This window comes from Agrobacterium sp. MA01, assembly GCF_009650195.1.
GTDB lineage: Bacteria > Pseudomonadota > Alphaproteobacteria > Rhizobiales > Rhizobiaceae > Allorhizobium.
Genome location: NZ_CP045854.1, coordinates 22,923 through 48,831 on the forward strand (window position 1 = coordinate 22,923; position 25,909 = coordinate 48,831).

A 25,909-nucleotide genomic window follows, 5' to 3' on the forward strand; every position below is an offset into this window, starting at 1 on the left:
CAATCGCGCCCGAAAAGCGCTATAGCGCCACCGATCCGGTTGATTCCCCGGTCCCAAGAGATGATGCCGCACCCATGGCCACAGCAGAGCTTGCCTTCGACGATCTCCTCGACATCGACGCGCTCCGTGCGTCCTGCAAAACCATCGCGGAGGCTGGCTGCGGCAATATGCTGGAGACCCGCTCGAAGCTCCTGCCGATCCTGAAGAAGGCCTCTGCCGAGGCCCGCGAACAGGCGCGGCTGAAGCTTTTCGAAGACGGCAGCGGCATGAACTGCGCCAACCGGATTTCCTGGATCCAGGATCAGCTGATCTCGGTCATCTTCGATTTCGCCCGCACCCATGTCTATCCGAAGGACGCCAACGGTCTGGCCGTCGCCGCCGTCGGCGGTTATGGCCGCGGAACCCTGGCGCCAGGCTCCGACATCGACCTGCTCTTCCTGCTGCCGCCGAAGGCTGGTCCCGCCATGCACAAGGCGGTCGAGTTCGTCCTCTATCTGTTGTGGGATGTCGGCTTCAAGGTCGGCCACGCCACCCGCACGGTGGAGGAGTGCATCCGCCTGTCAACCACGGACATGACCATTCGGACCGCGATCCTCGAAACCCGCCATATCTGCGGCGACGAGGCTCTGGTCACCGAGCTCCAGCGCCGCTTCGACCAGGAGGTAACGACCGGTACTGCGCCTGAATTCATCGCCGCCAAGCTTGCCGAACGCGACGAGCGGCACCGCAAGGCTGGCGACAGCCGCTACCTCGTCGAGCCCAATGTCAAGGAAGGCAAAGGGGGCTTGCGCGATCTGCAGACCCTCTTCTGGATCGCCAAATACAATTACCATGTCCGCGACACCGGCGAATTGGTGCGTCTCGGCGTGCTCTCCCGCCACGAGTGGCGCCTTTTCCAGAAGGCTGACGATTTCCTCTGGGCGGTTCGCTGCCACATGCATTATCTGACCGGCAAGCCGGAAGAGCGCCTGTATTTCGATATCCAGCCGGAGATCGCCAAGAGCCTCGGCTATCAGGCGCGCCCGGGTCTTTCCGCCGTCGAGCGCTTCATGAAGCACTACTTCCTTGTGGCAAAAGACGTCGGCGATCTCACCCGCATCTTTGCGGCAGCACTTGAAGACCAGCAGGCCAAGGCCGCCCCCGGTATCGGTGGCATGATCGGCCGTTTTGCCAACCGCCCGCGCAAGATCCCCGGCGCCAGCGAATTCATCGATGATCGCGGCCGTATTGCGCTTGCCGATCCCGGCGTCTTCAAGAAGGACCCGATGTCGATCATGCGCCTCTTCCACGTGGCGGATCTGAACGGGCTCGAATTCCATCCTGATGCCTTGAAGGCCGTCACCCGCTCGCTGTCGCTGATCACCAATGATTTCCGCGAAAGCGAAGAGGCCAACCGCCTGTTTCTCTCGATCCTGACCTCACGCAAGGATCCGGGTTTCATCCTTCGGCGCATGAACGAGGCCGGCGTGCTCGGTCGTTTCATGCCGGAATTCGGCAAGATCGTCTCGATGATGCAGTTCAACATGTATCATCACTATACCGTCGACGAGCATCTGATCCGCACGGTCGAGGTGCTCTCCGAGATCGACAACGGCAAGGCGGAGGAGATCCATCCGCTCGCCAACAAGATCATGCCGGAAATCGAGGATCGCCAGACGCTTTATGTCGCGATCCTCCTGCACGATATCGCCAAAGGCCGCCAGGAGGATCACTCCGTCGCCGGCGCCAAGGTCGCCCGCAAGCTCTGCCCGCGTCTCGGCCTCTCGCCCAAGCAGACCGAAATGGTCGCCTGGCTGATCGACCAGCATCTGCTGATGTCGATGGTGGCTCAGACGCGCGACCTGCACGACCGCAAGACCATCACCGACTTCGCCGAAAAGGTGCAGTCTCTCGACCGGCTGAAGATGCTGTTGGTTCTGACCATCTGCGATATCAGGGCCGTTGGCCCGGGTGTCTGGAATGGCTGGAAGGGCCAGCTTTTGCGCACGCTCTATTACGAGACCGAACTGCTGCTGTCAGGCGGCTTCTCCCAGGTCTCGCGCAAGGAACGCGCCAAGCATGCCGCCGAGCAGCTCAGCCAGGCGCTCGAAGGTTGGAGCCAGAAGGACCAGCGCACCTATACCAAGCTGCACTACGAGCCCTACCTGCTCTCGGTCGATCTCGAAGACCAGGTCCGCCACGCCCATTTCATCCGTCAGACCGACAAGTCGGGCCAGGCGCTGGCGACCATGGTGCGCACTCACCAGTTCCACGCGATCACCGAGATCACCGTGCTGTCTCCTGACCATCCACGTCTCCTGTCGATCATCGCCGGCGCTTGTGCGGCGGCCGGCGCCAACATCGCCGATGCCCAGATCTTCACGACCTCGGACGGCCGGGCCCTCGATACGATCCTGATCAACCGGGAGTTCCCGATCGACGAGGACGAAACCCGCCGCGCGGCCACCATCGGCAAGATGATCGAGGACGTGCTGTCGGGCCGTAAGCGCCTGCCAGAGGTCATTGCCACGCGCACAAAGGGCAAGAAGCGGAACAAGACCTTTCCGGTTCAGCCGGATGTCCGAATCTCCAACGCGCTGTCCAACAAGTTCACGGTTATCGAGGTGGAATGCCTCGACCGCATCGGTCTCCTTGCCGAGATCACCGCAGTCCTGTCGGACCTGTCGCTGGACATTCATTCGGCACGGATCACCACCTTCGGGGAAAAGGTCATCGATACCTTCTATGTCACCGACCTCGTCGGACAGAAGGTGACCAACGAGAACCGGCAGGCCAATATTGCCAATCGCCTGAAGCCGGTGATGACCGAACAGCCGGACGAGCTCAAGGACAACATGCCCTCGGGCATCATCGCCCAGCCACACCGCGCAGCGCCGGCGCCGAAAAAGGCACGGGCCTGAGGAATGAGCCTCGTCAAGAAATTCATGACGGTCGGTGGGGCGACGCTCGGCAGCCGCATCTTCGGCTTCGCCCGCGAAACCCTGATGGCCGCGGCACTCGGCACAGGCCCGGTTGCCGACGTCTTCTATGCCGCCTTCCGCTTCCCCAATCTCTTCCGCCGCCTCTTCGCCGAGGGCGCTTTCAACGCTGCCTTCGTGCCGCTCTTCGCCAAGGAGATCGAGGCGAATGGCATTGATGGCGCCAAGCGATTTTCCGAAGAGGTTTTCGGAGTTCTCTTTTCGGTCCTGTTGATCCTGACCATCGGCATGCAGCTGTCCATGCCGCTACTGGTCCAGTGGATCATCGCGCCGGGCTTTGCCGATGACCCGGAGAAGTTCGACCTGACGGTCCGCCTCGCGATCGTCATGTTCCCCTATCTCATGTGCATGTCATTGACGGCCATGCTGAGCGGCATGCTCAACTCGTTGCATCATTTCTTTGCAGCCGCCATCGCGCCCGTATTTCTGAATGTGCTGATGATCGGTGCGCTTGGCTGGGCTCTGTGGACGGGCGCTGATCCCGCTGCGACCGCCTGGGCATTGTCCTGGTCCGTGCTGGGGGCAGGCCTCTTGCAGATGGCCGTCGTTTATCTCGGCGTGCGCAATGCCGGCATCCGCATCGGCTTCAAGCGTCCGCGTTTTACCCCCAACGTCAAGCGCCTGCTGGTGCTCGCCGTTCCCGCTGCCATCACCGGCGGCATCACCCAGATCAACCAGCTCATCGGCCAGGCGATTGCCTCGACGAAAGAGGGGGCAATCTCCGCCCTGCAATATGCCGACCGCATCTATCAGCTGCCGCTCGGCGTCGTAGGGGTCGCCGTCGGCGTCGTCCTGCTGCCGGAACTCGCGCGCGCGTTGAAGGGCGGTCACATGAACGAGGCGAAGGGGCTTCAGAACCGCTCGATCGAGTTCGTTCTCTTCCTGACGCTGCCGGCCGCTGCCGCGATCTGGGTGCTCTCCGATGAAATCATCCGGGTGCTTTACGAGCGCGGCGCCTTTTCCGAACAGAACACCGCCGTCGTCGCCTCGATCCTTGCGATCTACGGTATAGGCCTGCCGGGCTTCGTGCTGATCAAGGCGCTTCAGCCGGGTTACTACGCCCGCGAAGACACCAAGACGCCGATGCGTTTCACCATAGTGTCGGTCGCGCTCAACACGGGGCTTGCCATCACGCTCTTCCCGATCTTCGAGGAGAGCGGCATTGCCATGGCCGAGGCTGCCGCCGGCTGGACCAACACCATCCTGTTGTTTTCGGTGCTGCTATGGCGGGGCCACCTCGTTTTCGAGTGGTCACTGCTCACGCGCACCCTGCGTCTGATCATCGCCTCCGCCATCATGGCCGGGCTGCTCGTCTACCTCTCCGATCGTTGGGCTGCCTGGCTTTCACCATCAAGCCCGCTCTTCGATCAGTTGCTGGCGCTGGGAGGGCTGATCGCAATCGCCATGCCGGTCTATTTCGGCATCGCCTTCCTGATCGGCGGTGCGGACTGGCGCCTGGTCCGTCGCAGCCTCCAGCGCAGGAAGAAAACGGCTGACGAGGCCGCAACGACCTCACCCGACCCGGGTCAGCAGTAAGTCCAGGTCCGCTTCGGTCCGATATCGACATGCACGATGCCGTTGCAGTAGCGCCCGATGCCGCCGATGCCGGGGGCGCTGCGGGCGGCGGCCACGATCTTCTTCTCGGGCACGCCGGGCACGCGAATGTCCGCTGCAAAGCAATGGCTGTGCTGCGAGCGGCCGGAGCGCGGGCGATGTCCTGAGGTTACGACCGGCTTCTTGCCGGTCTTCTTGGCAATATGGGCCAGGATCGCCTTCAATTCGTCGGGAAAGCAGTTGGCTTTGACGCTGACCCGCTGCAGCGTGTAGGCGACAGCAGTATCGTGCTTCATGAAAAAGTGTCGCTTCTTCTTCTCCACGGCCTCGACGGGGGAGAGGAGACAGAGCGAAAGAACGCAGCCGAGCGCGACGCGAAACAAAGTGCGCATGAGTGACCTTCTGGAATGGGATTGTTCTTTGGAGCGATCCAGATCGCTTTCGGCGGGTTTTTATTCCCCGAAATGTGTCAAATTTGGTGCGCTTTGCTCGTTTCTGCTTTTCGAGCCCACGTCAGCTCGCGAATCGCGGTCTTGTCACATCGCGAATTCATTCCCTAAACCACTCGATTCCGGGAGGAAATTTCCCTATGCGTGACATCGAGGGCGTCTTGATCACACATCAAACCGAAAGTGCGATTTCATGAGCGGAAACAGCCTCTTTCTCGTCAGTCTGGTCGTGGACACCTATGATCGGGCCAAGGCCTTCTATTGCGATGCCCTCGGCTTCGAGTGCCTTGAGGACACCCAGATGCCCGACGGCAAACGCTGGCTGGTGGTCCGTCCAATCGGTTCCGAAGGCGCCTCGCTTCTGCTCGCCGAGGCGTCGAACGATGCCCAGCGTGCCGCGATCGGCAACCAGGCCGGTGGCCGCGTCGGCTTCTTTCTGAAAACGGATGATTTCGCCCGCGACCAGGCACGCTTCGTGAAGGCGGGTGTCGTCTTCCAGGAGGCGCCGCGCCATGAAGTCTATGGAACCGTCGCCGTCTTCCAGGATCTCTACGGCAATCTCTGGGACCTGATCGAGCCGGCGCCAGCCGACCCCTCGGTCTCCGCCAAAGTGACCGCTTGATTGCGCCCCGCTCGCCGTGCATAAGCCCTGACCGACGCGATCAGATGATCGGGCCCTCCACCAGCCTGTTGAGGATTATTATGACTGAGTTCAAGCCGCTGGTTTTCTCCGGCGTTCAGCCGACCGGCAATCTCCATCTCGGAAACTACCTCGGTGCCATCAGAAAGTTCGTCGCGCTCCAGGAAAACAACGACTGCATCTACTGCGTCGTCGACCTGCATGCGCTGACGGCCCAGCTCGTCCACGAGGACATGGCGACCCAGATCCGCTCGATCACCGCGGCTTTCCTCGCCGCCGGCATCGACCCGAAGAAGCACATCGTCTTCAACCAGTCCCAGGTGCCGCAGCACGCGGAACTGGCCTGGATCTTCAACTGCGTCGCCCGGATCGGCTGGATGAACCGGATGACCCAGTTCAAGGACAAGGCGGGCAAGGACCGCGAGCAGGCCTCGCTCGGCCTCTATGCCTATCCGAGCCTGATGGCCGCAGATATACTCGTCTACCGCGCGACCCATGTGCCTGTTGGTGAAGACCAGAAGCAGCATCTGGAGCTCGCCCGCGACATCGCCATGAAGTTCAACCTGGACTTCCATGACAAGATCAAGCCGACGGGCCTCGGCATCGACATCAAGGTTGGCGAAGAGCCGGTACATGCTTACTTCCCGATGGTGGAGCCGTTGATCGATGGCCCGGCGCCCCGTGTCATGAGCCTCAAGGACGGCACCAAGAAGATGTCGAAGTCGGATCCATCAGACCTTTCGCGCATCAACCTGATGGACGACCAGGACGCCATCTCGAAGAAGATCCGCAAGGCCAAGACCGACCCGGATGCCTTGCCGAGCGAAGTCGATGGCCTCAAGGGTCGCCCGGAGGCCGACAACCTCGTCGGCATCTTCGCAGCGCTCGCGGACCGCTCCAAAGCGGATGTTCTTTCGGAGTTCGGCGGCCAGCAGTTCTCCGTCTTCAAGCCGGCACTGATCGATTTGGCGGTCGCGGCACTGGGCCCGATCAATGCCGAGATGCGTCGTCTCATGGAAGACCCCGGTCACATTGATGCGGTCCTCCGGGACGGCGGCGAGCGTGCCCGCACCCGCGCCGAAAAGACCATGAACGAAGTCCGCGACATCATCGGCTTCGTGCGATAAGGTCTCGGTCGCTGGCGGGTCCGCCCGGAGCCCGCCCGCGTCACATGTTATCAGTCCGGCGGCGGGGTTCTCTATGGTTTCAACGCGTCTGTCACGTCTTGAAGGTCACCGCCGCAAGTTCATGGCGGTGATCGACAACACCCCGGAATGCTCGCGTGCGGTCCATTATGCCGGCCGCCGCGCCAAGAATTCCAATGGCGGACTGGTGCTGATCTATGTGATCCCGGAAGGTGATTTCCAGCAATGGCTGGGTGTCGAGGAGATCATGCGGGCAGAAGCCCGGGAAGAGGCCGAAGCCATCATGGCCAAGGCTGCCCAGACGGTACGCGATACCATCGGCATCGAGCCTGAGCTGATCATCCGCGAGGGAAGCGCCTATCCCGAGATCAATAGTCTGATCGAAGAAGACCGCGACATCGCGATCCTCGTTCTGGCCGCAGGCTCGACCAAGGACGGTCCGGGCCCTCTGGTCTCGATGATCGCCGGTCGGGCTGCCGCTTTCCCTATCCCGGTCACGGTCCTGCCGGATACGCTGACCAATGAAGAAATCGACGCGCTTTGCTAATTTGAGCATCCTGCCGATCACGTCTTGAAGATGGAGCCTGCAGGGTCTATTTTTGAAACATTCTAATCTTTAGCGGTGCACTCACCGCCCGGAGGCCAACATGTTCATCCAGACCGAAGCCACGCCGAACCCGGCGACCCTGAAATTCCTCCCCGGCAAGGTGGTCATGGAAACCGGCACCGCCGAGTTCCGCGATGCCACCAGCGCGAGCGCTTCTCCGCTTGCGGCACGCATCTTCGCGATCCCGGGCGTTACCGGCGTCTTCTTTGGCTACGATTTCGTCACTGTCTCCAAGGACGGCCCCGAATGGCATCACCTGAAGCCGGCGATCCTCGGCACCATTATGGAGCATTTCATGAGCGGTGCCCCGGTCATGGGCACGGCCTCGACCTCAGCACAGAACGACAGCGATGAGGAATTCTTCGATGCCGGCGACGAGACGATCGTGGCGACCATCAAGGAACTGCTCGAGACCCGCGTCCGCCCCGCCGTCGCCCAGGATGGCGGCGACATCACCTTCCGCGGTTTCAAGGACGGCAAAGTCTTCCTCAACATGAAGGGTTCCTGCGCTGGCTGCCCGTCCTCGACGGCAACCCTGAAGCATGGCGTGCAGAACCTGCTGCGCCACTTCGTACCGGAAGTGCAGGAAGTCGAAGCGGTCTGATTTGACCGGACTGGAGACGACATGATCGTTCTTGCGATCGACACGGCGGGTGTGGACTGCGCAGCCGCCGTTTTTGATTCTGATGCCGGCACCATTCTCGGTCGCGTTAGCGAAACAATCGGCCGTGGCCATGCCGAACGGCTAATGGCGATGATCGACGAGGCGCTCGCCGAAGCCGGGCTGACGCTCGGCGATATCGAGCGCATTGGCGTGACCGTCGGACCCGGCTCTTTCACCGGCATCCGTGTCGGTGTTGCCGCGGCCCGTGGCCTGGCTCTCGCGCTCGGCGTGGAATGCGTCGGCGTCTCGACACTCGAAGTGCTGGCGCAGACCGCATCCGAACCGGAAAAGCCCGTGCTGGCCGCGATCAACGCCCATCGCGATCAGGTATATGCCCAGAGCTTCGAACACGGTGCGCCTCAGGGCGAGCCACTACTGCTGGAGCTCGACGACTATCTCGCCCGAGCTGCCATTCCGGGCACGGTGCTCGTCGGTTCGGCCTCGGCTCTCGCCGCCGACCACGAGGCTGAAACCGCCCCCGATCACTATCCGATCGAGATCGTCGCGCGCATTTCAGCAACGGCGAAAGCTCAGGGCAAGCCGAAGCCGCTTTATCTGCGCGGACCGGATGCGAAACCGCAGACGGGATTTGCCGTATCGAGAGCCTGACATGCGCGACAGCCTGTTCTACCGCCAGCCCGAATTCGAAATCGTGCCCATGACCTCCGAACACTGCCGTGCAGTGGCCGAGTTGCATGCCCAGCGCTTCCCCCGCGCCTGGGGCGATGGCGAGTTCCTCAGCCTGCTCCTCCAGCCCAACAGCTTCGGCTTTGCTGCCTGGCAGACCAATACGCTGGTCTTCAAGGCGCCGTTGGCCGGCTTTGTCCTCTCCCGCGAAGTGGCCGGCGAGGCGGAGATCCTGACGATTGCCGTCGGCGACAAGGTCGCCCGCTTCGGCCTCGGCTGGCGCCTCATGCAGGCGGCTCTGCGCGAGGCGAAGGCGAGGGGCGGTGAATCCATGTTCCTCGAGGTCGATGACGGCAACCACGCAGCCCTTGGCCTCTACCGCAAGCTCGGCTTCGAGAAGGCCGGCGAGCGTCCGGCCTATTACACCGACGAAAACGGCCGCCGGTCCTCTGCGCTTGTCATGCGCCGTGATCTTCGCTAACCGGTCGGTTGGACGAACCGACCTTCTGCGGATATGCTGACACCATGAATGACGCCCTGAAATCGTTGGAAGCGCTGTGTGCCGAGCGGGGCATGCGCATGACCGAGCAGCGCCGCGTCATCGCTCGCATCCTCGAAGAATCCGACGATCACCCGGATGTCGAGGAGCTCTATCGTCGCTCCTCCAAGATCGACGCCAAAATCTCGATCTCGACGGTCTACCGCACCGTCAAACTCTTCGAAGACGCCGGCATCATCGAGCGCCACGATTTCCGCGATGGACGCTCGCGCTACGAGACTGTGCCGGAAGAACACCACGATCACCTGATCGACCTGAAGACCGGCACCGTCGTCGAATTCCACTCTCCGGAAATCGAAGCGCTCCAGGAGCGCATTGCCCGCGAACACGGCTTCCGCCTCGTCGGTCACCGCCTTGAGCTCTATGGCATTCCGCTGTCGAAAGACGAGAAGTGAGCCAATGCCCGCCATGCCAGTGAGGCCCGCGTGATCAACTGGCTGAGGGTCGGGCTCTATCTGATCGTACTGCTCGTGGTCTCTGGCCTGCTGATCCCGGTCCAGCTTTTGGCACTGCGCTTCGACTGGCCGCTTCGCCGGCGTTTGCCGCACCACTGGCACCGTCTGGCCCTCTGGTTCCTCGGCATCCGCGTCCATGTCCACGGCGCGCTCGACACCCGCCGTCCGCTGATGATCGCCGCCAATCACGCCTCCTGGAAAGATATTCTCGTCCTCGGTTCCCTCGCCGACGTCACCTTCATCGCCAAGACCGAGGTCGCTTCCTGGCCCGTCTTCGGCTTCCTGGCAAGGTTGCAGAAAACCATCTTCGTCGTGCGGGAAGAAAAGCGCCGAACCGGTGACCAGGTCAACGAGATCGCGGCCCGCATGGCCGATGGCGAAATCGTCGTGCTCTTCCCGGAAGGTACGACCTCCGATGGCAATCGTATTCTAGGCATCAAGTCCTCGCTCTTTGGGGCGGCCGCAGCCGCCCTGCCACCCGAAGACGACGCGGTGGTACATGTCCAGCCGGTCGCGATCGCCTATACCCGCGTTCAGGGCATGCCCATGGGCCGCTATCACCGGCCGATCGCTGGCTGGCCAGGCGACATCGGCCTGGTGGAGCATCTGCTCGGCGTCCTGCGTGCAGGGGCCATCGATGTCGATGTCACCTTTGGAGAGACGGTGGAGTTCAAAAAGGGCGACAGCCGCAAGACTCTTGCCACCCGTATTGAGGAGCAGTTGCGCTCGATGCTGCTCGCCCATCTGCGCGGCCGTCACGGTCGCTGAGCCCTACAGACAATTTTTCGGTTTAATCGCGGCCCGAAAACCACTAAATAGCGCGCCATGACCCAGGAAACCGCGACCCTCTCCGAAACCCCGGCGCCGGCCGCCAACACGCGCAAGGTCTTCATCAAGACCTATGGCTGCCAGATGAACGTCTATGACAGCGGCCGCATGGCCGATGCCCTGGCGGCGGATGGCTATTCCCCGACCGAGGTCATGGAAGAGGCCGATCTCGTCCTCTTGAACACTTGCCATATCCGCGAGAAGGCCGCCGAAAAGGTCTATTCGGCGCTCGGCCGCTTGCGTGAGCACAAGAAGGTGCGTGCGGCGGAAGGCAAGGAATTCATGATCGGCGTCGCCGGCTGTGTGGCACAGGCCGAGGGCGAGGAGATTTCCCGTCGAGAGCCGGCCGTTGACGTCGTCATTGGCCCGCAGACCTATCACCGTCTGCCGCAGGCGCTGCACAAGGCCCGCGCCGGCGAGCGCGTGGTCGATACCGAATATGCGCTGGAAGACAAGTTCGAGCATCTGCCGGACCCGACCAAGGTCGTTGGCAAGCCGCGCTCGGTCACGGCATTCCTCACCGTTCAGGAAGGCTGCGACAAGTTCTGCACCTTCTGTGTGGTGCCCTATACCCGTGGCTCGGAAGTCTCCCGCCCGCTCTCCCAATTGCTGACCGAAGCCCGTCGCCTCGTCGATTCAGGCGTGCGCGAACTGACACTGCTCGGCCAGAACGTCAATGCCTGGCATGGCGAGGATGGAGAGGGCAGGGCGATCGGTCTCGGTGACCTCCTCTACAAGCTGGCGGAAATCCCCGGTCTCGCCCGTTTGCGCTACACCACCAGCCACCCGCGCGACATGGATGACCGTCTGATCGAGGCACATCGCGACCTGCGCATGTTGATGCCCTATCTGCATCTGCCGGTGCAGTCCGGCTCCGACCGGATCCTCAAGGCCATGAACCGGCGCCACAAGGCCTCCGAATACGTCGCCCTGATTGAGCGCATCCGCTCTGTCCGTCCAGACATCGCGCTTTCGGGCGATTTCATCGTCGGTTTCCCGGGCGAGACGGATCAGGACTTCGAGGACACAATGAATCTCGTTCGCGAAGTGAACTACGCGCAGGCTTATTCGTTCAAGTATTCGACACGTCCCGGCACACCCGGCGCCGACCTGCCCGATCACGTGGCCGAGGATGTGAAGACGGAACGCCTGGCACGGCTGCAGGCGTTGCTGCTCGACCAGCAGCAAGCCTTCATGCAGTCGATGATCGGCAAGACCATCGATCTGCTTCTGGAGAAGCCGGGCCGCATGCCGGGACAGCTCATCGGCCGTTCGCCCTGGCTGCAGTCTGTGAATGTTGATGCAAAGTCATCGCAAATCGGTGACATTATACAGGTACGAATCACCGCAGCCGGCCCAAACAGCTTGTTTGCCGAGGTGGCAGAGGGTTAGAGTGAGGGCCTGAACCTGATCGAACAGGAGCCTGATCGCTTGAACGCAACAGAAGTGGTTTCTTCACCCTCGCGCAATGTCCGCACAACTGCGACCGACGCCAATCACTTCATCTTGACGTTCGAGAACAACCGGCTTGCGAGCGAGCTCTTCGGTCAATTCGACCAACATCTGAAACTTCTCGAGCAGCGCCTTCAGATCGAAGCCCGCGCCCGTGGCAATTCTGTCGCCATCACGGGTGAGTTGCAGGCCACCAACCAGGCCCGACGCGCACTCGATTTCCTCTATGCCCGCCTGCAGAGCGGCGTCTCGGTCGACGCTTCGGATGTCGAAGGGGCAATCCGCATGGCGGTGGCCGCCGACGATCAGCTTTCTCTTCCGACGATGGAGCGCAAAGCCAAGCTCTCGATGGCGCAGATTTCCACGCGCAAGAAGACGATTGCCGCCCGCACCCCGACCCAGGACGCCTACATGCGCGCGCTCGAACGATCGGAAATGGTCTTCGGCGTTGGTCCTGCCGGCACCGGCAAGACCTATCTCGCCGTTGCCCATGCGGCCCAGTTGCTGGAGCGCGGCGTTGTCGATCGCATTGTCCTGACCCGTCCGGCCGTCGAAGCTGGCGAGCGTCTCGGCTTCCTGCCCGGCGACATGAAGGAAAAGGTCGATCCGTATCTTCGCCCGCTCTATGACGCGCTCTACGACATGATCCCCGGCGACAAGGTCGAACGCGCCATCACCGCTGGCGTCATTGAAATTGCCCCGCTCGCCTTCATGCGCGGACGGACGCTGGCCAATGCCGCGATCATCCTCGACGAGGCGCAGAACACCACCTCGATGCAGATGAAGATGTTCCTCACCCGTCTCGGGGAGAACGGCCGCATGATCATCACCGGCGACCCGAGCCAGGTCGACCTTCCGCGCGGCGTGACCTCAGGTCTCGTCGAGGCCTTGCAGGTGCTCAAGGGCGTGGAGGGCGTGTCGGTCGTCCGCTTCAAGGATACGGATGTGGTGCGCCACCCGCTTGTCGGCCGCATCGTGCAGGCCTATGACGCCAAGTACAAGGTACAGGACGAGAGCGAGCAGAGCGAGCACTAAGCCCGCTCTGCGATCAAACTATGACCAAGTTGGATATACAGATTGCCGTCGAGGCCGAGGGTTGGGCAGACGAGACCGCGTTGGAGGCTTTGGCCCTTCGCGTTCTCGGTACTGCTGAAAACCATCTCGCTGCAAAAGAACGTCAGCCCTTTCCGATGCAGCCGACAGAGGTTTCGCTCGTCTTTGGCGACGATGATATGATCCGCGAGATCAATGCGGAATGGCGCAACAAGGACAAGCCGACCAATGTCCTGTCCTTTCCCGCTTTCCCGGTGACCCCCGGCAAGATGCCGGGTCCGATGCTCGGCGATATCATCATCGCCCGGGAGACAGTCGAGCGTGAGGCAGTCGATCTCGAAAAAAGTTTCGAGGATCATTTGACCCACTTGATGGTTCACGGATTCCTGCATCTCTTCGGCTACGACCATATCGAGGCCGATGACGCCGAAAAAATGGAAGCGCTGGAGACTCGCATTCTGGCGGAACTTGGCCTATCTGACCCCTATGCGGGGCAGGACCCCATCTGATAGTTTGGAACAATGACCGATTTTGCGACGAAAACGGCCCCCGAGGCCAAAGAAAGCAACGAAGGATCGTCTTCGGACGAGGGCAGTAGTCCTACCCGAGCGGAAAGCTCGGCACGCCAACATCCTTCCTTCTGGGCCCGTCTGGGCCGAATACTGAAGCCGTCCTCCACCACGACCCTGCGCGAAGACCTGACGGTCGCCCTGAGCGCCGATGCCAGCCTCGGAGAGGCTTTCACGCCCGAAGAGCGGGCGATGCTCAACAACATTCTCCGCTTCCGCGAAGTGCGCGTTGAAGACATTATGGTGCCGCGTGTCGATATCGAAGCGGTCGATCAGAGTGTGACCATTGGCGAGTTGATGACCATCTTCGACGTTTCCGGTCGCTCGCGCATGCCCGTCTATGCCGACACGCTGGACGATCCGCGCGGCATGGTCCACATCCGTGACCTGCTGTCCTACGTCACCAAGCAGGCCCGCAGTCGCCGGCGTGTGACGGCCAAGGCCACCACCGGAGCGAACGGTGGCGAGAAGGCTGAAAAGGCCGAAAAGGTCGAGAAGTCTGCCAAGCCGAAGATCGACTTTGATCTGGCCCGCATCGACCTCAGCAAGACGGTCGCCGAAGCCGGCATCATCCGCTCGATCCTTTTCGTGCCGCCCTCGATGCTCGCCTCCGACCTGATGAGCCGCATGCAAGCAGCGCGCACCCAGATGGCGCTCGTGATCGACGAATATGGTGGCACCGACGGTCTCGTCAGCCACGAGGACATCGTCGAAATGGTCATCGGCGACATCGATGACGAACATGACGACGAAGAAGTCATGTTCAGCCGTGTTTCCGACGACGTTATTATCGCCGACGCCCGCGTCGAACTCGAAGAGATCGCCGAAGCGATCGGCCCGGATTTCGACATTGCCGACCGGATCGAAGACGTCGACACGCTGGGTGGTTTGATCTTCTCGGCGCTTGGACGCATCCCGGCGCGTGGCGAAGTTGTCCAGGCTCTGCCCGGCTTCGAATTCCACATTCTGGATGCAGATCCACGTCGCATCAAGCGCGTCCGGATCGGCCGCAAGCGGGCCGGCGCCCGCCGTCGCTCGACCGCCAAGGGTGATGTTGAGGCGCGTGCTGACGAGGCTGCCGAGACGAAGACCCCGAACGCCACAGCCGTCTCCGCGGGTGAGGCTGCACCGAAGCCACGGACAAGGGCCGCCGCCAAGCCCCGCGCGCCAAAGGTCGAAACGCCACCTGCAGCCGAGACCGTCCCGGAAGGCACCGTGGCCGAGATGGAAAACGCCGAGCGCCCGTCAGTCTGACGGTCGCCACACTCCGCAGCGAAAACCGCGACAGGGCCTCCGTTTTTTGGGAGACTGCCCGCGATTGATTCGGGGCAGAAGGGGTGGACATGCAGGCTTTGGCAGCGAGGATCCTGCTCATGTGGGGTCTCAGGCGGGCAGGGCTCGCGGTGCTCGCAGGCGCAATCGGGGCGCTCGCCCTGCCGCCCTTCGACATCTTCGCATCGATGTTCATCTCCTTCACGCTGCTGGTCTGGCTGCTGGACGGTGCGACCGGCAATGCCGATACGGGCAGGGCAGGGCTGTCGTCCTCCTTCTGGACGGGCTGGCTCTTTGGTTTAGGGTATTTTGTCTGTGGCCTCTGGTGGCTCGGAAACGCTCTGCTTCTGGAAGCGGACGAATTCGCCTGGGCAATCCCGCTTGCGGTTCTCGGCCTGCCCGCCGTGCTCGCCATCTTCTATGGACTGGCCACGATGCTTGCACGTCTCGTCTGGTCGGATGGGATGGGCCGCATAGCAGCACTTGCTGCCGCCTTCGGCTTTGCCGAGTGGCTCCGCAGCTTCGTCGCGACCGGTTTCCCCTGGAATGCGATCGGCTATGCCGCCATGCCCGTCCCCCTGATGATGCAGTCGAGCCATGTGCTCGGCGTCCTCGCCATCACACCGCTGGCCGTCTTTGTCTTTGCAGCTCCGGCACTCCTCGGCACGCGTCGCGGGGCGTGGCCCGGTTTGCTGCTGGCCGCGAGCCTTCTCAGCGCTCATCTAGGCTATGGCGCCTACCGCCTGTATGTCGCGCCGGTGGTTCCGACGGACAAGACGCTCACTGTCCGCCTCGTGCAGCCATCGATCGATCAGTCGCAAAAGATGGAGAACACCGACCGCATCGGCATCTTCGAGAAGCACTTGGCGCTGACGGCAGCAGCACCGGAGGAAGGCAAGCCCCGGCCGGATGTGATCGTCTGGCCGGAAACCTCGGTCCCCTTCATCCTGACGGAAAACCCTGATGCTCTGGCGCGCATTGGCGATGTGCTCGAGGAAGGGCAGATCCTGCTGACTGGCGCCGTTCGGGCCGAGGAGCGGGGCGCGGGCCAGATGCCGCTCTACTACAATTCCGTCTACATGATCGACGACGAGGGCCAGATCCTCGCCGCAAGCGACAAGGTCCATCTCACGCCCTTCGGCGAATACGTGCCCTATGAGGGGCTGTTGCGGGAATTCGGGATCGAGGAGCTGATAAGCCTGCCCGGCGGCTTCACCGCAGCATCCAGCCGCACGCCACTGACGCTTCCCTCCGGCATCGGGCTCTATCCGTTGATCTGCTACGAGGCGATCTTTCCGGCGGAAATTGCCCCTGATCTCGCCGGCGCCAGTGTCATCTTGAACGTCACCAATGACGCCTGGTTCGGCGCAACCCCGGGCCCATACCAGCACTTCCTTCAGGCCCGTTTGCGCGCCGTGGAGACTGGCGTGCCGCTGATCCGGGTAGCCAATAACGGCATTTCCGCTGTGATCGACCCCCATGGACGTGTCATTGAGGGACTTTCTCTTGATGCCGTCGGAGCTGCAGATTCAACCTTCGGTATAGAATCTGTTTCGGAAAAAAACATCCACAACCACAATTTAAACTTTTGGTTGGTGCTGGTGTTCATGAGCCTTCTGGCTGTAGTTTCTAGTCTGGGTTTTATTAGGCGGACGAATTGACCAAAAACCCCTAAAATTGCATAGTGGATCAGACCGATAATCTGCAAGTATGCTGAAAGATGATCGATGGCGAGCACAACGTCTCGTTATGGTTTGGCGGGCAAGGGGTTATGGTCGCAACGCCAACAATTTTGTCAGGACGACATTAATGATCGAGAACAAGAAGAAGCCGAACCCGATTGACATCCATGTCGGAAGCCGGATTCGCCTTCGTCGTACGATGCTGGGCATGAGCCAGGAGAAGCTTGGTGAAAGCCTCGGGATCACCTTTCAGCAGATCCAGAAGTATGAAAAGGGTACCAACCGCGTTGGTGCGAGCCGCCTTCAGAACATCTCCAACATTCTGACTGTGCCGGTTTCCTTCTTCTTCGAAGATGCGCCGGGCGAGCAGCCGTCGGGTGCGGGCATGGCAGAAGCCTCCAGCTCGAATTACGTTGTCGACTTCCTGTCGTCTTCCGAAGGCCTCCAGCTCAACCGCGCCTTTGTAAAGATTGGCGATGCCAAGGTCCGTCGCAAGATCGTTGACCTCGTCAAGGCGCTGGCGGCTGAAGCAGACAGCGAGTGAGCTGGATGCACTCCTGACAAAGAGAGCGGCCGCAGGGCCGCTTTTTTTGTGCCCGCGGAAGGAAAAATTTACTCACATAAAGATATATTTATGTGGTTGTGTCCTTGTCATCGGGTTTCGAACTGAGTAACGATGCCCGCCATCCATACTTTGAGGGGAATCCCGATGCGTGCGAATTATCTTTTCACCAGCGAATCCGTATCCGAAGGTCATCCGGACAAGGTTTGTGACCGAATCTCCGACGAAATCGTCGATCTCGTTTACCGCGAAGCCGCCAAGACTGGTGTCGATCCCTGGACCGTACGCATCGCCTGCGAAACGCTTGCCACCACCAACCGTGTCGTTATTGCCGGTGAAGTCCGCCTTCCGCCGAGCCTGATGAAGACCGACAAGAATGGCAACGAGGTCATCAACCCCGCGAAGTTCAAGTCCGCCGCACGCAAGGCAATCCGCGACATCGGCTATGAGCAGGACGGCTTCCACTGGAAGACGGCCAAGATCGATGTGCTCCTGCATTCGCAGTCGGCTCATATCGCCCAGGGCGTCGACAAGGCGGCCGACAGTTCCAACAGCGAAGGCGCTGGCGACCAGGGCATCATGTTCGGTTACGCCTGCAAGGAAACGCCGGACCTGATGCCGGCCCCGATCTATTATTCGCACAAGATCCTGCAGACGCTCTCTGCCGCCCGCAAGAAGGGCGAGGGCGATGTCGGCAAGCTCGGCCCTGATGCCAAGAGCCAGGTCACCGTCCGTTACGTTGACGGCAAGCCTGCCGAAGCAACGTCGATCGTTCTCTCCACCCAGCACCTCGACGAGAGCTGGGACTCCAAGAAGGTTCGCGAGGTCGTCGAGCCCTATATCCAGGAAGCACTGGGCGACCTGAAAATTGCCGACGATTGCGCCTGGTATATCAACCCGACCGGCAAGTTCGTCATCGGCGGCCCGGATGGTGACGCCGGCCTCACCGGCCGCAAGATCATCGTCGACACCTATGGCGGTGCAGCCCCCCATGGCGGTGGCGCCTTCTCCGGCAAGGACACGACCAAGGTCGACCGCTCGGCCGCTTACGCTGCCCGCTACCTCGCAAAGAACGTCGTCGCTGCCGGTCTGGCTGACCGCTGCACGATCCAGATCTCCTATGCCATCGGCATTGCCCAGCCGCTGTCGATCTATGTCGACCTGCATGGCACCGGCAAGGTGACCGAGGACGAGGTCGAAGCCGGCATCCGCAAGGTCATGGACTTGTCCCCATCGGGCATCCGCCGCCATCTTGACCTGAACAAGCCGATCTATGCTAAGACGTCGGCCTACGGCCATTTCGGCCGCAAGGCTGGCCGTGATGGTTCCTTCTCCTGGGAGAAGCTGGATCTGGTCAAGCCGCTCAAGGATACGATCAAGGCTTGATCTGAATGACGGAACAGGAACGCAGGACGAGGTCGACCGAAGCTTTCTTCGGTCGACGCAAGGGCAAGCCGTTGCGCGAGCAACAGGTCGAGCGCATGGAAACCGTCCTGCCGGAGCTGAAGGTCGACCTGGCGTCGCCGGTGCCGGGTGATCTCAAGTCGCTCTTCCCTATTCCCGTCGACAAGATCCGTCTCGAAATCGGCTTCGGGGGCGGTGAGCATCTGGTTCACCGGGCCCGGAACAATCCGACGACCGGCTTTATCGGTGTCGAACCCTTCGTCAATTCCATGGCAAAACTACTCGCGGTCGTCGAGGCCGAGGGTCTGAAGAACATTCGCGTCTATGATGATGACGCGACCCAATTGCTGGACTGGTTACCGGAAGGCCAGATCGACCAGATCGATCTTCTCTACGCTGATCCCTGGCCCAAGAAAAAGCACTGGAAGCGACGTTTCGTCTCGCAAGTGAACCTGCAGCGCTTCCACAAGGTCCTGAAGCCGGAAGGCACCTTCTGCTTCGCCTCCGACATCGACACCTACGTCAACTGGACGCTGCAACACTGCCGCGATCATGGTGGTTTTGAGTGGCTGGCCCGCAATGCGAGCGATTGGCTCACGCCCTATGAGGGCTGGCCGGGGACACGCTATGAAGCCAAGGCTCGGCGTGAAGGCCGGTCGTCGGCCTATCTCACATTTCAAAAGCGCCGATTTGCATCTCTGTGAGATGGCGGCTCGCTGCACTTGTTAGTGCAGCGAAACGGTCTTGAGGTCGTCTTCCGCTGCCTTGAAAAAGGTGCTGGACCTGTTGTCGGTGAGCAGGATCGGCGTGCCGTCTGCGGCAAACAGCGCCCAGAGATCCAGCGTTGGATCGATTTCCGGGGCCTCCGGAAAGCAGCGGGACACGTCGTCCGATTTCATCTTCCTGATATAGCCCACTTCGCCGGCGCCGAGATGCGCCAGTTCGGATTTCGTCAGGCGGGATGAGGCTTCTTTGAGTAACATTCCGATCCTCCGCGAATGAGGGAGAGGCGGCAGAACATTGCCGCGAACTTCATTCTGCGGTGGAGATGTTAATTTTCCTTACCAGATGCACGGGATCATGGCGGATGATCTCGATTGCCAGAAGACCGTTTCTCAGCGAGGCCCCGGTCACCTCCATGCCGTCTTCGATGGCAAAGACCCGCTGGAACTGACGTGAGGCAATGCCTCGGAAGAGATAGTCTGCCTCCTCGCGTTCGGCCTGCTTGCCACGAATCACGAGCTGACTGGCCTCCACGCTGACATCGAGTTCGTCCTCTGCGAAGCCTGCCACGGCGAGCGTCACGCGCAGCCGTTCGCTGCCTTTCTGCGGCGGCAGTCGCTCGATGTCATAGGGCGGGTAGCCATCGCTACCCCGTGGGCGCCGAAAGGCGCTACCGTCGCCGGTGTCGAAGGTGATGATGAAGGCTTCGGATGGCAGTCTGTTGCGCGTCATTTCATTCCCTTGTGCAGCCCTCAAGGACTGTCGTCGTCTGCCAAATATGGGAAATCGCACGGCCCTCGACAAGCACTGTCTTGCTTGACAAAAGCGAACCCGCGTTCCAAGCCTCGGCCTTTCGACTTTAGGATTGCTCCATGACAGAACCCCGCAAGATCATCATCGATACCGACCCCGGTCAGGACGATGCCGCCGCCCTCATGCTCGCCTTTGCGAGCCCGGATGAACTCGACCTGCTTGGCATCACCACGGTCGCCGGCAACGTGCCCCTCACGATGACGAGCCGCAATGCCCGCATCGTCTGCGAGCTCTGCGGCGAGACCGACCGGCGCGTCTTCGAAGGGGCTGATCGGCCCATGGTACGCCCGCTCGTCACAGCCGAACACGTCCATGGCAAGACCGGACTTGATGGTGCGGTTCTCCCCGAACCGACAATGGCCGTCCAGAGCCAGCACGCCGTGGACTTCATCATCGAGACGGTCCGCAACGAGCCGGCAGGCACCGTCACGCTCTGCACGCTCGGCCCGCTGACGAACATCGGCCTTGCGCTTCAGAAGGCGCCGGACATCGCCCCGCGCGTCAAGGAACTGGTGATGATGGGTGGTGGCTTCTCCGAGGGGGGCAACATCACGCCGGCCGCCGAATTCAACATCTATGTCGATCCGCATGCCGCGGCTGCCGTCCTCGGCTCGGGCATCCCGGTCACCATCATGCCGCTCGATGTCACCCACCAGCTGATGACCACCAAGGCCCGCGTTGCGCGCATGGCGGCGCTCGGCACAAAGCCGGCCAAGGTCATGGTTGAGTGGCTGGAATTCTTCGAGCGCTTCGACGAGGAGAAATACGGCTCTGATGGCGGCCCGCTACATGATCCGACGGTGGTTGCCTACCTTCTAAAGCCGGAGCTCTTCAGCGGACGCCACTGCAATGTCGAGATCGAGCTAGAGTCCGAGCTGACGGTCGGCATGACCGTTGTCGACTGGTGGCGCGTCTCCGGCCGCACGCCGAATGCGACCTTCATGCGCAGCGTCGATGCCGACGGCTTCTTCGATCTGTTGATCGAGCGCTTTGCCCGCCTTTGATCAAACGAATAAGGGCGCTGCCTCGGCAGCGCCCTTTGATTTGGATTTGGACTTGGGCTCTGAACCTCAGAACTCTTCCCAATTGTCCGCGCTTGCCGCAGCGCCGCCTGCCGCCGCCATCTTGCGTGGGGCCGGAGTATAGACCGGTGCTCTGGGGCTCGCAGCCGTTGAGGTTGCGGGGCTTCGCATCGTCTCCGCAGTAGCACGCAGGGCCGCAACGGGCGCGGCGGCACCCGCGACCTGGAACTTCGCCACCAGGCCGCGCAGCGTATCGGACTCGTTGCGCAGCGCCATGCTGGCCGCCGTCGTCTCTTCCACCATCGCAGCGTTCTGCTGGGTCACCTGGTCCATCTGGTTGACCGCGGCATTGACCTCCTTGAGGCCGGATGCCTGTTCGCTTGCCGAAGCGGAGATCTGGCGGATGAGGCCGTTGATCTGCATGACCTGCTGGGCGATCTTTTCGAGCGTCTGACCGGCTTCGCCGACAAGCTCGACGCCGTCCTTGACCTGGGCGGCCGAGGCATTGATCAGCGCCTTGATCTCTTTGGCGGCCGTTGCCGAACGCTGGGCGAGCTCACGGACTTCCTGCGCGACGACGGCAAAGCCCTTTCCTGCTTCCCCGGCACGCGCCGCTTCCACGCCCGCATTGAGCGCGAGCAGGTTGGTCTGGAAGGCGATCTCGTCGATGACCCCGATGATGCGGGAGATTTCCTGCGACGACTGCTCGATGCCATGCATCGAGGCAACTGCTTTCTGTACTACCTCGCCAGACTTTTCGGCATCCTTCACTGCAACCGAAACGGTGTTTGCCGCTGTCCCTGCATTGTCGGCGCTCGAATTGACCTGTTCGGTCAGCTCGTTGAGAGCCGCCGCCGTCTCCTCAAGGCTCGCCGCCTGCTGCTCGGTTCGCTTGGAAAGGTCTGCAGCGCTTTCGGAGATCTCGCTGGTGCCGGCGGCGATGTTGACCACGCTGCCGTTCACAGAGGCGAGCGCCTGTTCGAGGCTTGTCACGGCATCGTTGAAGTCGCGCTTCAGCGCGGCATACTCGCCGGGGAATTCGTCGGCGATCCGATAGGTGAGATTGCCCTGAGAAAGCTGCGCGAGACCGCTTCCGAGCGCGGTCACGACATGCTGTTGCACCGAAGCGGATTGAGTGCGTTCGTCTTCGTTGCGACGGCGCTCGCCTTCAGCGGCCTTGCGCTGTGCATCGGCTTCGGCGGCAAGCATGTTGCTTTCGGCGAGCTTGTGGCGGAAGCCGTCGAGCGCCTTGGCGACAAGACCGATCTCATCCTGGCGATCTTGGTTTGAGACGTCACTGGCGTAGTCGCCCTTGGTCATGCGTTCGACGTCGCCGACCAGCCCGTGCAGCGGGCGCTGGGCGATCGAACGCACTGCAAGGAACAGCGCCAGCATCACGGCTGCAAGTACGATCAGGCCGCCAATGATCATCATCATGGTCTGTGCCTCGATCGGTGCGTTGATCGCAGCATGCGGAATGTCGATGATCACCGCCCAGGTGGCGTTCACGCCGGGAACGGCAAAGGGGTAGAGCAGGCGGTCGTAGCCTTCGCCGCTTGCGTCGGAAAGATTTGGTACGAGGCTGCCGGTTCCGTTCGACAGCGAAGTCTTGAGGGCGTCGGCCCCTTCGGCTTCGTATGACTTCATCAGAAGCTCGTCAGTCGGGGCCACGAGCCACTGCGCGCCTTGCGCCACGAGCAGCACACGCCCGGTTTCAAATGGCTTCAACGCCTTGAGCTTCTCGGAGAGCGAAAGCAGGGACATGTCGACGCCCGTCACGCCGAGCAGCTTGCCGCCGGAATAGACCGGATAGGCAATAGAGCTCATCGTCGTCGGAACGTCGGTGCCTTCGGCGAGATAGGGTGCGGTGATCGCGCCTTTGCCGCTCTTGGCAGCGAGTGCGTACCATTCTGCCGGATAGTCCGCGCGGAAGGTGGAGAACTGAATGTCGCCATTACGATCTTTCGACCAATACGGCGTAAAGTCACCGTCGTCATTGGCGGAGAGCTCAAGCTTGCCCTTGATTTCATCCTTCTGACCGTCGATGGCGCGGGGTTCCTCCGCCATCCAGCTTCCGAAGGCGAATGGGTTCTGCTCAAGGTTGGCCTTGAGGATGTTCGTGATCCCCTGGCGGTCGAGCGATTTTCCTTCGTGGCCGCGACCGATGACGCCGGACATGGTGCGCGCCGCACTTGCCAGTTCGCCGATGTCCCCGGCGATCTCGCGGGCGATGGATTTGGCCTCGGCATTGGCCTGTTCCATTGTCAGGGAATGAACCCGATCACGGGTCTGAGAAATCAGAACGAGATTGGAAAGGAAAAGCACAAGTCCGATGGCAACGCCGGTGACGACCAGAAGTTTGGCGGCGATCGAACGGGTAAAGAAGGCGAACATGGGAGCCTCGAAAACTGAGGATCAGGACGCAGGGACATTCGTTCCGCGCTGTCATGGCGCGGCCGGGCACGCTTTCGCATACCCCGATCGCGACCGATGCTATGTTCCATTGCTTAACGGGCAATAAATCAGACTTAAGCGGCCTGTTTAAGTATCAAAGCGAGGCCGTCACATCGGCGGCCACGGGGATCGACGGCTGGGCGCCGGCCTTGAGGCAGGCAAGCGATCCGGCGACGGCGGCGCGGCGCAGTGCATCGCCGAAAGCAAGACCAGCATCCAGGCTCGCGGCAAGATAGCCGCAGAAGGTATCTCCTGCGCCGACCGTATCGACCGGCACGATCTTCAGGCCCTTGGTCCGGTGCACAGTGCCACCTTCGGCAGCAATCACGCCATCGGCGCCGAGGGTGACGATCAGGATCTGACCGGTCTTGCCATGCATGTCGAGGAGGATCTGCTCCCGCTCTTCGCCTGTCAGGTTGTCACGGCCGACCAGCCGTTCGAATTCGGTCTCGTTGGCGATGACGATATCCGCAAGCGCCGCCAGGTCTTCTGTCTCCGGGATGAGGGGTGCGATGTTCAGCACCGTCCGGACGCCCCGTGCTTTCGCGCTCTTCAGCGCAGCCTCGACGGAGCCTGCCGGCACCTCCTGCTGCACCATCAGGATATCGCCGTCCTGCATGCCCTCTATAGCGCTCTCGGCCTGCGCAGCGCTGACGGTACCATTGGCGGCGGGCACGACGGCGATCATGTTCTCGCCGTCGCCCCCCACCAGGATGAGCGCGGTACCGGTCGGGCCATCGACGCGGGCAACGGCCGAAAGGTTTGCGCCTGCCTTGTCGAGAAGATCAAGCGCCGGGCCTGCGAACTCGTCGCGACCGACAGCGCCGACCATGCGCACCTCGGCCCCGGCGCGCCGGGCTGCCAGCGCCTGATTTGCACCCTTGCCGCCCGCTGCCGTTGCAAATCCCGTCCCGGCGACCGTTTCACCCGGCTTTGGCAGCCTGGGCGTGGTGGCAACGAGGTCCATGTTGATGGAGCCGAAGACGGTGATCATGAGCGCGGTGCCTCCCTGAATGCTCTAGGCTGTCGCGCTCTTTTGGACCGGGTCTCAGTCCTCGTCAACAACCCTGAGCTTGAGTAGACCCGTGCGGCTCTCGACGGCGCGGCTGGGCGCATCGTCGCCATCCTCTCGTCCGCCGGGTGTTTCGAATTCCATGGCTTCGATCTTGGCGCCGCGTTTTGCCAGCTTGTCCGAGGAGGTGATGATCATCTCGACATCCTTCTGGGCCGCGAGGAAATGGCTCTGAAGCTTTCGCGTCCGGTCGTCCAGACGTCCAAGGTCCTCCATCAATCGGATGACTTCGCCCTGGATCAGGTGCGCCTGCTCACGCATGCGCTGGTCCTTCAGTACGGCCTGAATCACCTGGATGGACAGCATCAGCAGCGATGGCGACACGATCACCACCTTCTGCCGGTGCGCTTTCTGCACAACGCCTTCGAAGTTCTCGTGGATCTCAGCGAAGATCGATTCCGACGGCACGAACAGGAAGGCCATATCCTGGGTCTCGCCGGGGATCAGGTACTTCTCCGAGATGTCGCGGATATGCACCTCCATATCCCGGCGGAACTGCTGCGAGGCAGCCTTCTTCTGTTCCGGATTTTCCGTCTCCCGGATCACGTTCCAGGCTTCGAGGGGGAACTTCGCATCCACCACCAGTGGCGGCGAATTGTTCGGCATCCGGATGGTGCAGTCGGGGCGCGACCCGTTGGAGAGTGTCGTCTGGAACGCATAGGCGCCCATCGGCAGTCCGTCGGCGACGATCGTCTCCATGCGCGACTGGCCGAAGGCGCCGCGCGTCTGCTTGTTGGACAGGATCGCCTGAAGGCCGACGACATCCTTGGCCAGCGACTGGATGTTGTTCTGCGCGGCATCGATTACCGCCAGTCGCTCCTGCAGCGTGCGCAGATTGTCATGCGTCGACTTGGTCTGCTCGGTGATCGTCGTGCCTAACCGATGCGTCATGCCATCAAGCCGTTGGCTGATCGACTGATTGAGCTCGGCCTGGCGGCTGCCGAACACTTCGGCCATGGTTGCAAGCCGTCCTTGCATTTCGGCCTGGGCCTTCAGCAGTTCCGCAAGCCGCGCTTCCGCAGCTTCGTCCCGCCGTGCAGTCTCTTCCCGCAATTCGGCGCGCAGACGTGCGGCCCGCATCGTCGCGATGACGATCAAGACGAGGGGCAGGAAAAACAGAAGAGCCACGAGGCCGATGAGGAACGCGGGCTGAAGGGTGACTGAGCCGATGGTCACTGCCGGAATGTCGAGAAGGGTCATGCGCGGGATGATAGCTGATTCGGACCGCGAAAACAGATCAAAGAGTGAACGTACGTCTCCCTTGCCGGGAAGTCACAGGTTGCTATAGCGAAAAGATACGCGTCTTCAGTATGTGACGATAATCA

25 protein-coding genes are annotated in these 25,909 nt (G+C 61.5%); 19 read left to right on the forward strand and 6 right to left on the reverse strand.

The annotated features are described in order from the left end of the window. The first annotated feature begins 74 nt into the window (after positions 1 to 74). Both GH983_RS00115 and murJ read left to right on the forward strand, forming a co-directional pair. Positions 75 to 2,900, forward strand: coding sequence for a [protein-PII] uridylyltransferase (locus tag GH983_RS00115; protein ID WP_153761303.1), 2,826 nt, complete (start codon positions 75 to 77; stop codon positions 2,898 to 2,900). Positions 2,901 to 2,903: 3 nt separating this feature from the next. Continuing rightward, positions 2,904 to 4,514: a murein biosynthesis integral membrane protein MurJ gene (gene murJ, locus GH983_RS00120; protein ID WP_153761304.1), complete on the forward strand. Its 1,611-nt coding sequence runs from the start codon at positions 2,904 to 2,906 to the stop codon at positions 4,512 to 4,514. On the opposite strand, the gene GH983_RS00125 is transcribed toward murJ, so the two are convergent. Continuing rightward, positions 4,505 to 4,924 carry a DUF882 domain-containing protein gene (locus GH983_RS00125; RefSeq protein ID WP_054149146.1) on the reverse strand — a complete coding sequence of 140 codons (420 nt, stop codon included), beginning with the start codon at positions 4,922 to 4,924 and terminating at the stop codon, positions 4,505 to 4,507. The genes murJ and GH983_RS00125 overlap by 10 nt on opposite strands. 250 nt (positions 4,925 to 5,174) lie before the next feature. On the opposite strand from GH983_RS00125, the gene GH983_RS00130 reads away from it, so the two are divergent. From GH983_RS00130 to trmB, 16 genes are all read left to right on the forward strand, one after another. Beyond that, positions 5,175 to 5,603 carry a VOC family protein gene (locus tag GH983_RS00130; RefSeq protein ID WP_153761305.1) on the forward strand — a complete coding sequence of 143 codons (429 nt, stop codon included), beginning with the start codon at positions 5,175 to 5,177 and terminating at the stop codon, positions 5,601 to 5,603. Between the two features lie 80 nt (positions 5,604 to 5,683). After that, positions 5,684 to 6,748, forward strand: coding sequence for a tryptophan--tRNA ligase (gene trpS, locus GH983_RS00135; RefSeq protein ID WP_054149144.1), 1,065 nt, complete (start codon positions 5,684 to 5,686; stop codon positions 6,746 to 6,748). A gap of 73 nt (positions 6,749 to 6,821) precedes the next feature. Then, a complete protein-coding gene (locus GH983_RS00140; RefSeq protein WP_054149143.1) occupies positions 6,822 to 7,313 on the forward strand; it encodes a universal stress protein in 492 nt (163 codons plus the stop codon). Positions 7,314 to 7,413: 100 nt separating this feature from the next. Further along, positions 7,414 to 7,977: a NifU family protein gene (locus tag GH983_RS00145; RefSeq protein ID WP_054149142.1), complete on the forward strand. Its 564-nt coding sequence runs from the start codon at positions 7,414 to 7,416 to the stop codon at positions 7,975 to 7,977. Between the two features lie 21 nt (positions 7,978 to 7,998). Continuing rightward, complete coding sequence (gene tsaB / locus GH983_RS00150; RefSeq protein ID WP_054149141.1) at positions 7,999 to 8,646, forward strand: tRNA (adenosine(37)-N6)-threonylcarbamoyltransferase complex dimerization subunit type 1 TsaB; 648 nt, start codon at positions 7,999 to 8,001, stop codon at positions 8,644 to 8,646. A 1-nt stretch (position 8,647) separates the two neighbouring features. Beyond that, positions 8,648 to 9,145, forward strand: a complete 498-nt coding sequence (locus tag GH983_RS00155) for a GNAT family N-acetyltransferase (protein WP_054149140.1) — start codon at positions 8,648 to 8,650, stop codon at positions 9,143 to 9,145. Between the two features lie 44 nt (positions 9,146 to 9,189). Next, positions 9,190 to 9,618 carry a Fur family transcriptional regulator gene (locus GH983_RS00160; RefSeq protein WP_006728031.1) on the forward strand — a complete coding sequence of 143 codons (429 nt, stop codon included), beginning with the start codon at positions 9,190 to 9,192 and terminating at the stop codon, positions 9,616 to 9,618. A 33-nt stretch (positions 9,619 to 9,651) separates the two neighbouring features. Continuing rightward, entirely contained in the window at positions 9,652 to 10,446 is a 795-nt protein-coding gene (locus tag GH983_RS00165; RefSeq protein WP_069043953.1) for a lysophospholipid acyltransferase family protein, read from the forward strand. 57 nt (positions 10,447 to 10,503) lie between these two features. Beyond that, positions 10,504 to 11,898 (forward strand): tRNA (N6-isopentenyl adenosine(37)-C2)-methylthiotransferase MiaB, encoded by a 1,395-nt coding sequence (gene miaB / locus GH983_RS00170; RefSeq protein WP_153761306.1) that lies wholly within the window; start codon positions 10,504 to 10,506, stop codon positions 11,896 to 11,898. Positions 11,899 to 11,937: 39 nt separating this feature from the next. Then, complete coding sequence (locus tag GH983_RS00175) at positions 11,938 to 12,993, forward strand: PhoH family protein (protein WP_054149138.1); 1,056 nt, start codon at positions 11,938 to 11,940, stop codon at positions 12,991 to 12,993. Between the two features lie 20 nt (positions 12,994 to 13,013). Then, entirely contained in the window at positions 13,014 to 13,520 is a 507-nt protein-coding gene (gene ybeY, locus GH983_RS00180; protein ID WP_153761307.1) for an rRNA maturation RNase YbeY, read from the forward strand. Between the two features lie 12 nt (positions 13,521 to 13,532). After that, on the forward strand, positions 13,533 to 14,834 hold the full coding sequence (locus GH983_RS00185; protein WP_246727463.1) for a hemolysin family protein: 1,302 nt from the start codon (positions 13,533 to 13,535) through the stop codon (positions 14,832 to 14,834). An 89-nt stretch (positions 14,835 to 14,923) separates the two neighbouring features. Continuing rightward, on the forward strand, positions 14,924 to 16,513 hold the full coding sequence (lnt, locus tag GH983_RS00190) for an apolipoprotein N-acyltransferase (RefSeq protein ID WP_153761308.1): 1,590 nt from the start codon (positions 14,924 to 14,926) through the stop codon (positions 16,511 to 16,513). Positions 16,514 to 16,661: 148 nt separating this feature from the next. After that, complete coding sequence (locus GH983_RS00195; protein WP_054149135.1) at positions 16,662 to 17,078, forward strand: helix-turn-helix domain-containing protein; 417 nt, start codon at positions 16,662 to 16,664, stop codon at positions 17,076 to 17,078. A gap of 165 nt (positions 17,079 to 17,243) precedes the next feature. Next, positions 17,244 to 18,482, forward strand: coding sequence for a methionine adenosyltransferase (gene metK / locus GH983_RS00200; RefSeq protein WP_069042446.1), 1,239 nt, complete (start codon positions 17,244 to 17,246; stop codon positions 18,480 to 18,482). A 5-nt stretch (positions 18,483 to 18,487) separates the two neighbouring features. Continuing rightward, positions 18,488 to 19,204: a tRNA (guanosine(46)-N7)-methyltransferase TrmB gene (trmB, locus tag GH983_RS00205; RefSeq protein ID WP_069042445.1), complete on the forward strand. Its 717-nt coding sequence runs from the start codon at positions 18,488 to 18,490 to the stop codon at positions 19,202 to 19,204. Positions 19,205 to 19,225: 21 nt separating this feature from the next. Here the strand turns inward: trmB and GH983_RS00210 are convergent, their stop codons facing one another. Next, the gene (locus GH983_RS00210; RefSeq protein WP_054149132.1) at positions 19,226 to 19,483 is read right to left on the reverse strand and encodes a DUF1150 family protein; all 258 of its coding nucleotides are present in this window, start codon (positions 19,481 to 19,483) and stop codon (positions 19,226 to 19,228) included. A gap of 49 nt (positions 19,484 to 19,532) precedes the next feature. Continuing rightward, the gene (locus GH983_RS00215; protein WP_054149131.1) at positions 19,533 to 19,955 is read right to left on the reverse strand and encodes an Hsp20 family protein; all 423 of its coding nucleotides are present in this window, start codon (positions 19,953 to 19,955) and stop codon (positions 19,533 to 19,535) included. 140 nt (positions 19,956 to 20,095) lie between these two features. Here GH983_RS00215 and GH983_RS00220 point away from each other — a divergent pair, with 140 nt between their 5' ends. Then, on the forward strand, positions 20,096 to 21,040 hold the full coding sequence (locus tag GH983_RS00220; protein WP_153761309.1) for a nucleoside hydrolase: 945 nt from the start codon (positions 20,096 to 20,098) through the stop codon (positions 21,038 to 21,040). Between the two features lie 66 nt (positions 21,041 to 21,106). Here GH983_RS00220 and GH983_RS00225 read toward each other — a convergent pair whose 3' ends face one another. The 3 genes from GH983_RS00225 to GH983_RS00235 form a co-directional block, all read right to left on the reverse strand. Continuing rightward, the gene (locus GH983_RS00225) at positions 21,107 to 23,452 is read right to left on the reverse strand and encodes a methyl-accepting chemotaxis protein (protein WP_153761310.1); all 2,346 of its coding nucleotides are present in this window, start codon (positions 23,450 to 23,452) and stop codon (positions 21,107 to 21,109) included. 154 nt (positions 23,453 to 23,606) lie between these two features. Then, a complete protein-coding gene (locus tag GH983_RS00230; RefSeq protein WP_153761311.1) occupies positions 23,607 to 24,506 on the reverse strand; it encodes a ribokinase in 900 nt (299 codons plus the stop codon). 54 nt (positions 24,507 to 24,560) lie between these two features. Beyond that, on the reverse strand, positions 24,561 to 25,784 hold the full coding sequence (locus tag GH983_RS00235; RefSeq protein ID WP_153761312.1) for a DNA recombination protein RmuC: 1,224 nt from the start codon (positions 25,782 to 25,784) through the stop codon (positions 24,561 to 24,563). Between the last annotated feature and the right edge of the window lie 125 nt (positions 25,785 to 25,909).

Excerpts from the sequence above, each read along its gene's own strand:
- GH983_RS00115 (WP_153761303.1), top strand. The coding sequence starts at position 75 with ATGGCCACAGCAGAGCTTGCCTTCGACGATCTCCTCGACATCGACGCG.
- murJ (WP_153761304.1), top strand. The coding sequence starts at position 2,904 with ATGAGCCTCGTCAAGAAATTCATGACGGTCGGTGGGGCGACGCTCGGC.
- GH983_RS00125 (WP_054149146.1), bottom strand. The coding sequence starts at position 4,924 with ATGCGCACTTTGTTTCGCGTCGCGCTCGGCTGCGTTCTTTCGCTCTGT.
- GH983_RS00130 (WP_153761305.1), top strand. The coding sequence starts at position 5,175 with ATGAGCGGAAACAGCCTCTTTCTCGTCAGTCTGGTCGTGGACACCTAT.
- trpS (WP_054149144.1), top strand. The coding sequence starts at position 5,684 with ATGACTGAGTTCAAGCCGCTGGTTTTCTCCGGCGTTCAGCCGACCGGC.
- GH983_RS00140 (WP_054149143.1), top strand. The coding sequence starts at position 6,822 with ATGGTTTCAACGCGTCTGTCACGTCTTGAAGGTCACCGCCGCAAGTTC.
- GH983_RS00145 (WP_054149142.1), top strand. The coding sequence starts at position 7,414 with ATGTTCATCCAGACCGAAGCCACGCCGAACCCGGCGACCCTGAAATTC.
- tsaB (WP_054149141.1), top strand. The coding sequence starts at position 7,999 with ATGATCGTTCTTGCGATCGACACGGCGGGTGTGGACTGCGCAGCCGCC.
- GH983_RS00155 (WP_054149140.1), top strand. The coding sequence starts at position 8,648 with ATGCGCGACAGCCTGTTCTACCGCCAGCCCGAATTCGAAATCGTGCCC.
- GH983_RS00160 (WP_006728031.1), top strand. The coding sequence starts at position 9,190 with ATGAATGACGCCCTGAAATCGTTGGAAGCGCTGTGTGCCGAGCGGGGC.
- miaB (WP_153761306.1), top strand. The coding sequence starts at position 10,504 with ATGACCCAGGAAACCGCGACCCTCTCCGAAACCCCGGCGCCGGCCGCC.
- ybeY (WP_153761307.1), top strand. The coding sequence starts at position 13,014 with ATGACCAAGTTGGATATACAGATTGCCGTCGAGGCCGAGGGTTGGGCA.
- GH983_RS00185 (WP_246727463.1), top strand. The coding sequence starts at position 13,533 with ATGACCGATTTTGCGACGAAAACGGCCCCCGAGGCCAAAGAAAGCAAC.
- lnt (WP_153761308.1), top strand. The coding sequence starts at position 14,924 with ATGCAGGCTTTGGCAGCGAGGATCCTGCTCATGTGGGGTCTCAGGCGG.
- GH983_RS00195 (WP_054149135.1), top strand. The coding sequence starts at position 16,662 with ATGATCGAGAACAAGAAGAAGCCGAACCCGATTGACATCCATGTCGGA.
- metK (WP_069042446.1), top strand. The coding sequence starts at position 17,244 with ATGCGTGCGAATTATCTTTTCACCAGCGAATCCGTATCCGAAGGTCAT.
- trmB (WP_069042445.1), top strand. The coding sequence starts at position 18,488 with ATGACGGAACAGGAACGCAGGACGAGGTCGACCGAAGCTTTCTTCGGT.
- GH983_RS00210 (WP_054149132.1), bottom strand. The coding sequence starts at position 19,483 with ATGTTACTCAAAGAAGCCTCATCCCGCCTGACGAAATCCGAACTGGCG.
- GH983_RS00215 (WP_054149131.1), bottom strand. The coding sequence starts at position 19,955 with ATGACGCGCAACAGACTGCCATCCGAAGCCTTCATCATCACCTTCGAC.
- GH983_RS00220 (WP_153761309.1), top strand. The coding sequence starts at position 20,096 with ATGACAGAACCCCGCAAGATCATCATCGATACCGACCCCGGTCAGGAC.
- GH983_RS00225 (WP_153761310.1), bottom strand. The coding sequence starts at position 23,452 with ATGTTCGCCTTCTTTACCCGTTCGATCGCCGCCAAACTTCTGGTCGTC.
- GH983_RS00230 (WP_153761311.1), bottom strand. The coding sequence starts at position 24,506 with ATGATCACCGTCTTCGGCTCCATCAACATGGACCTCGTTGCCACCACG.
- GH983_RS00235 (WP_153761312.1), bottom strand. The coding sequence starts at position 25,784 with ATGACCCTTCTCGACATTCCGGCAGTGACCATCGGCTCAGTCACCCTT.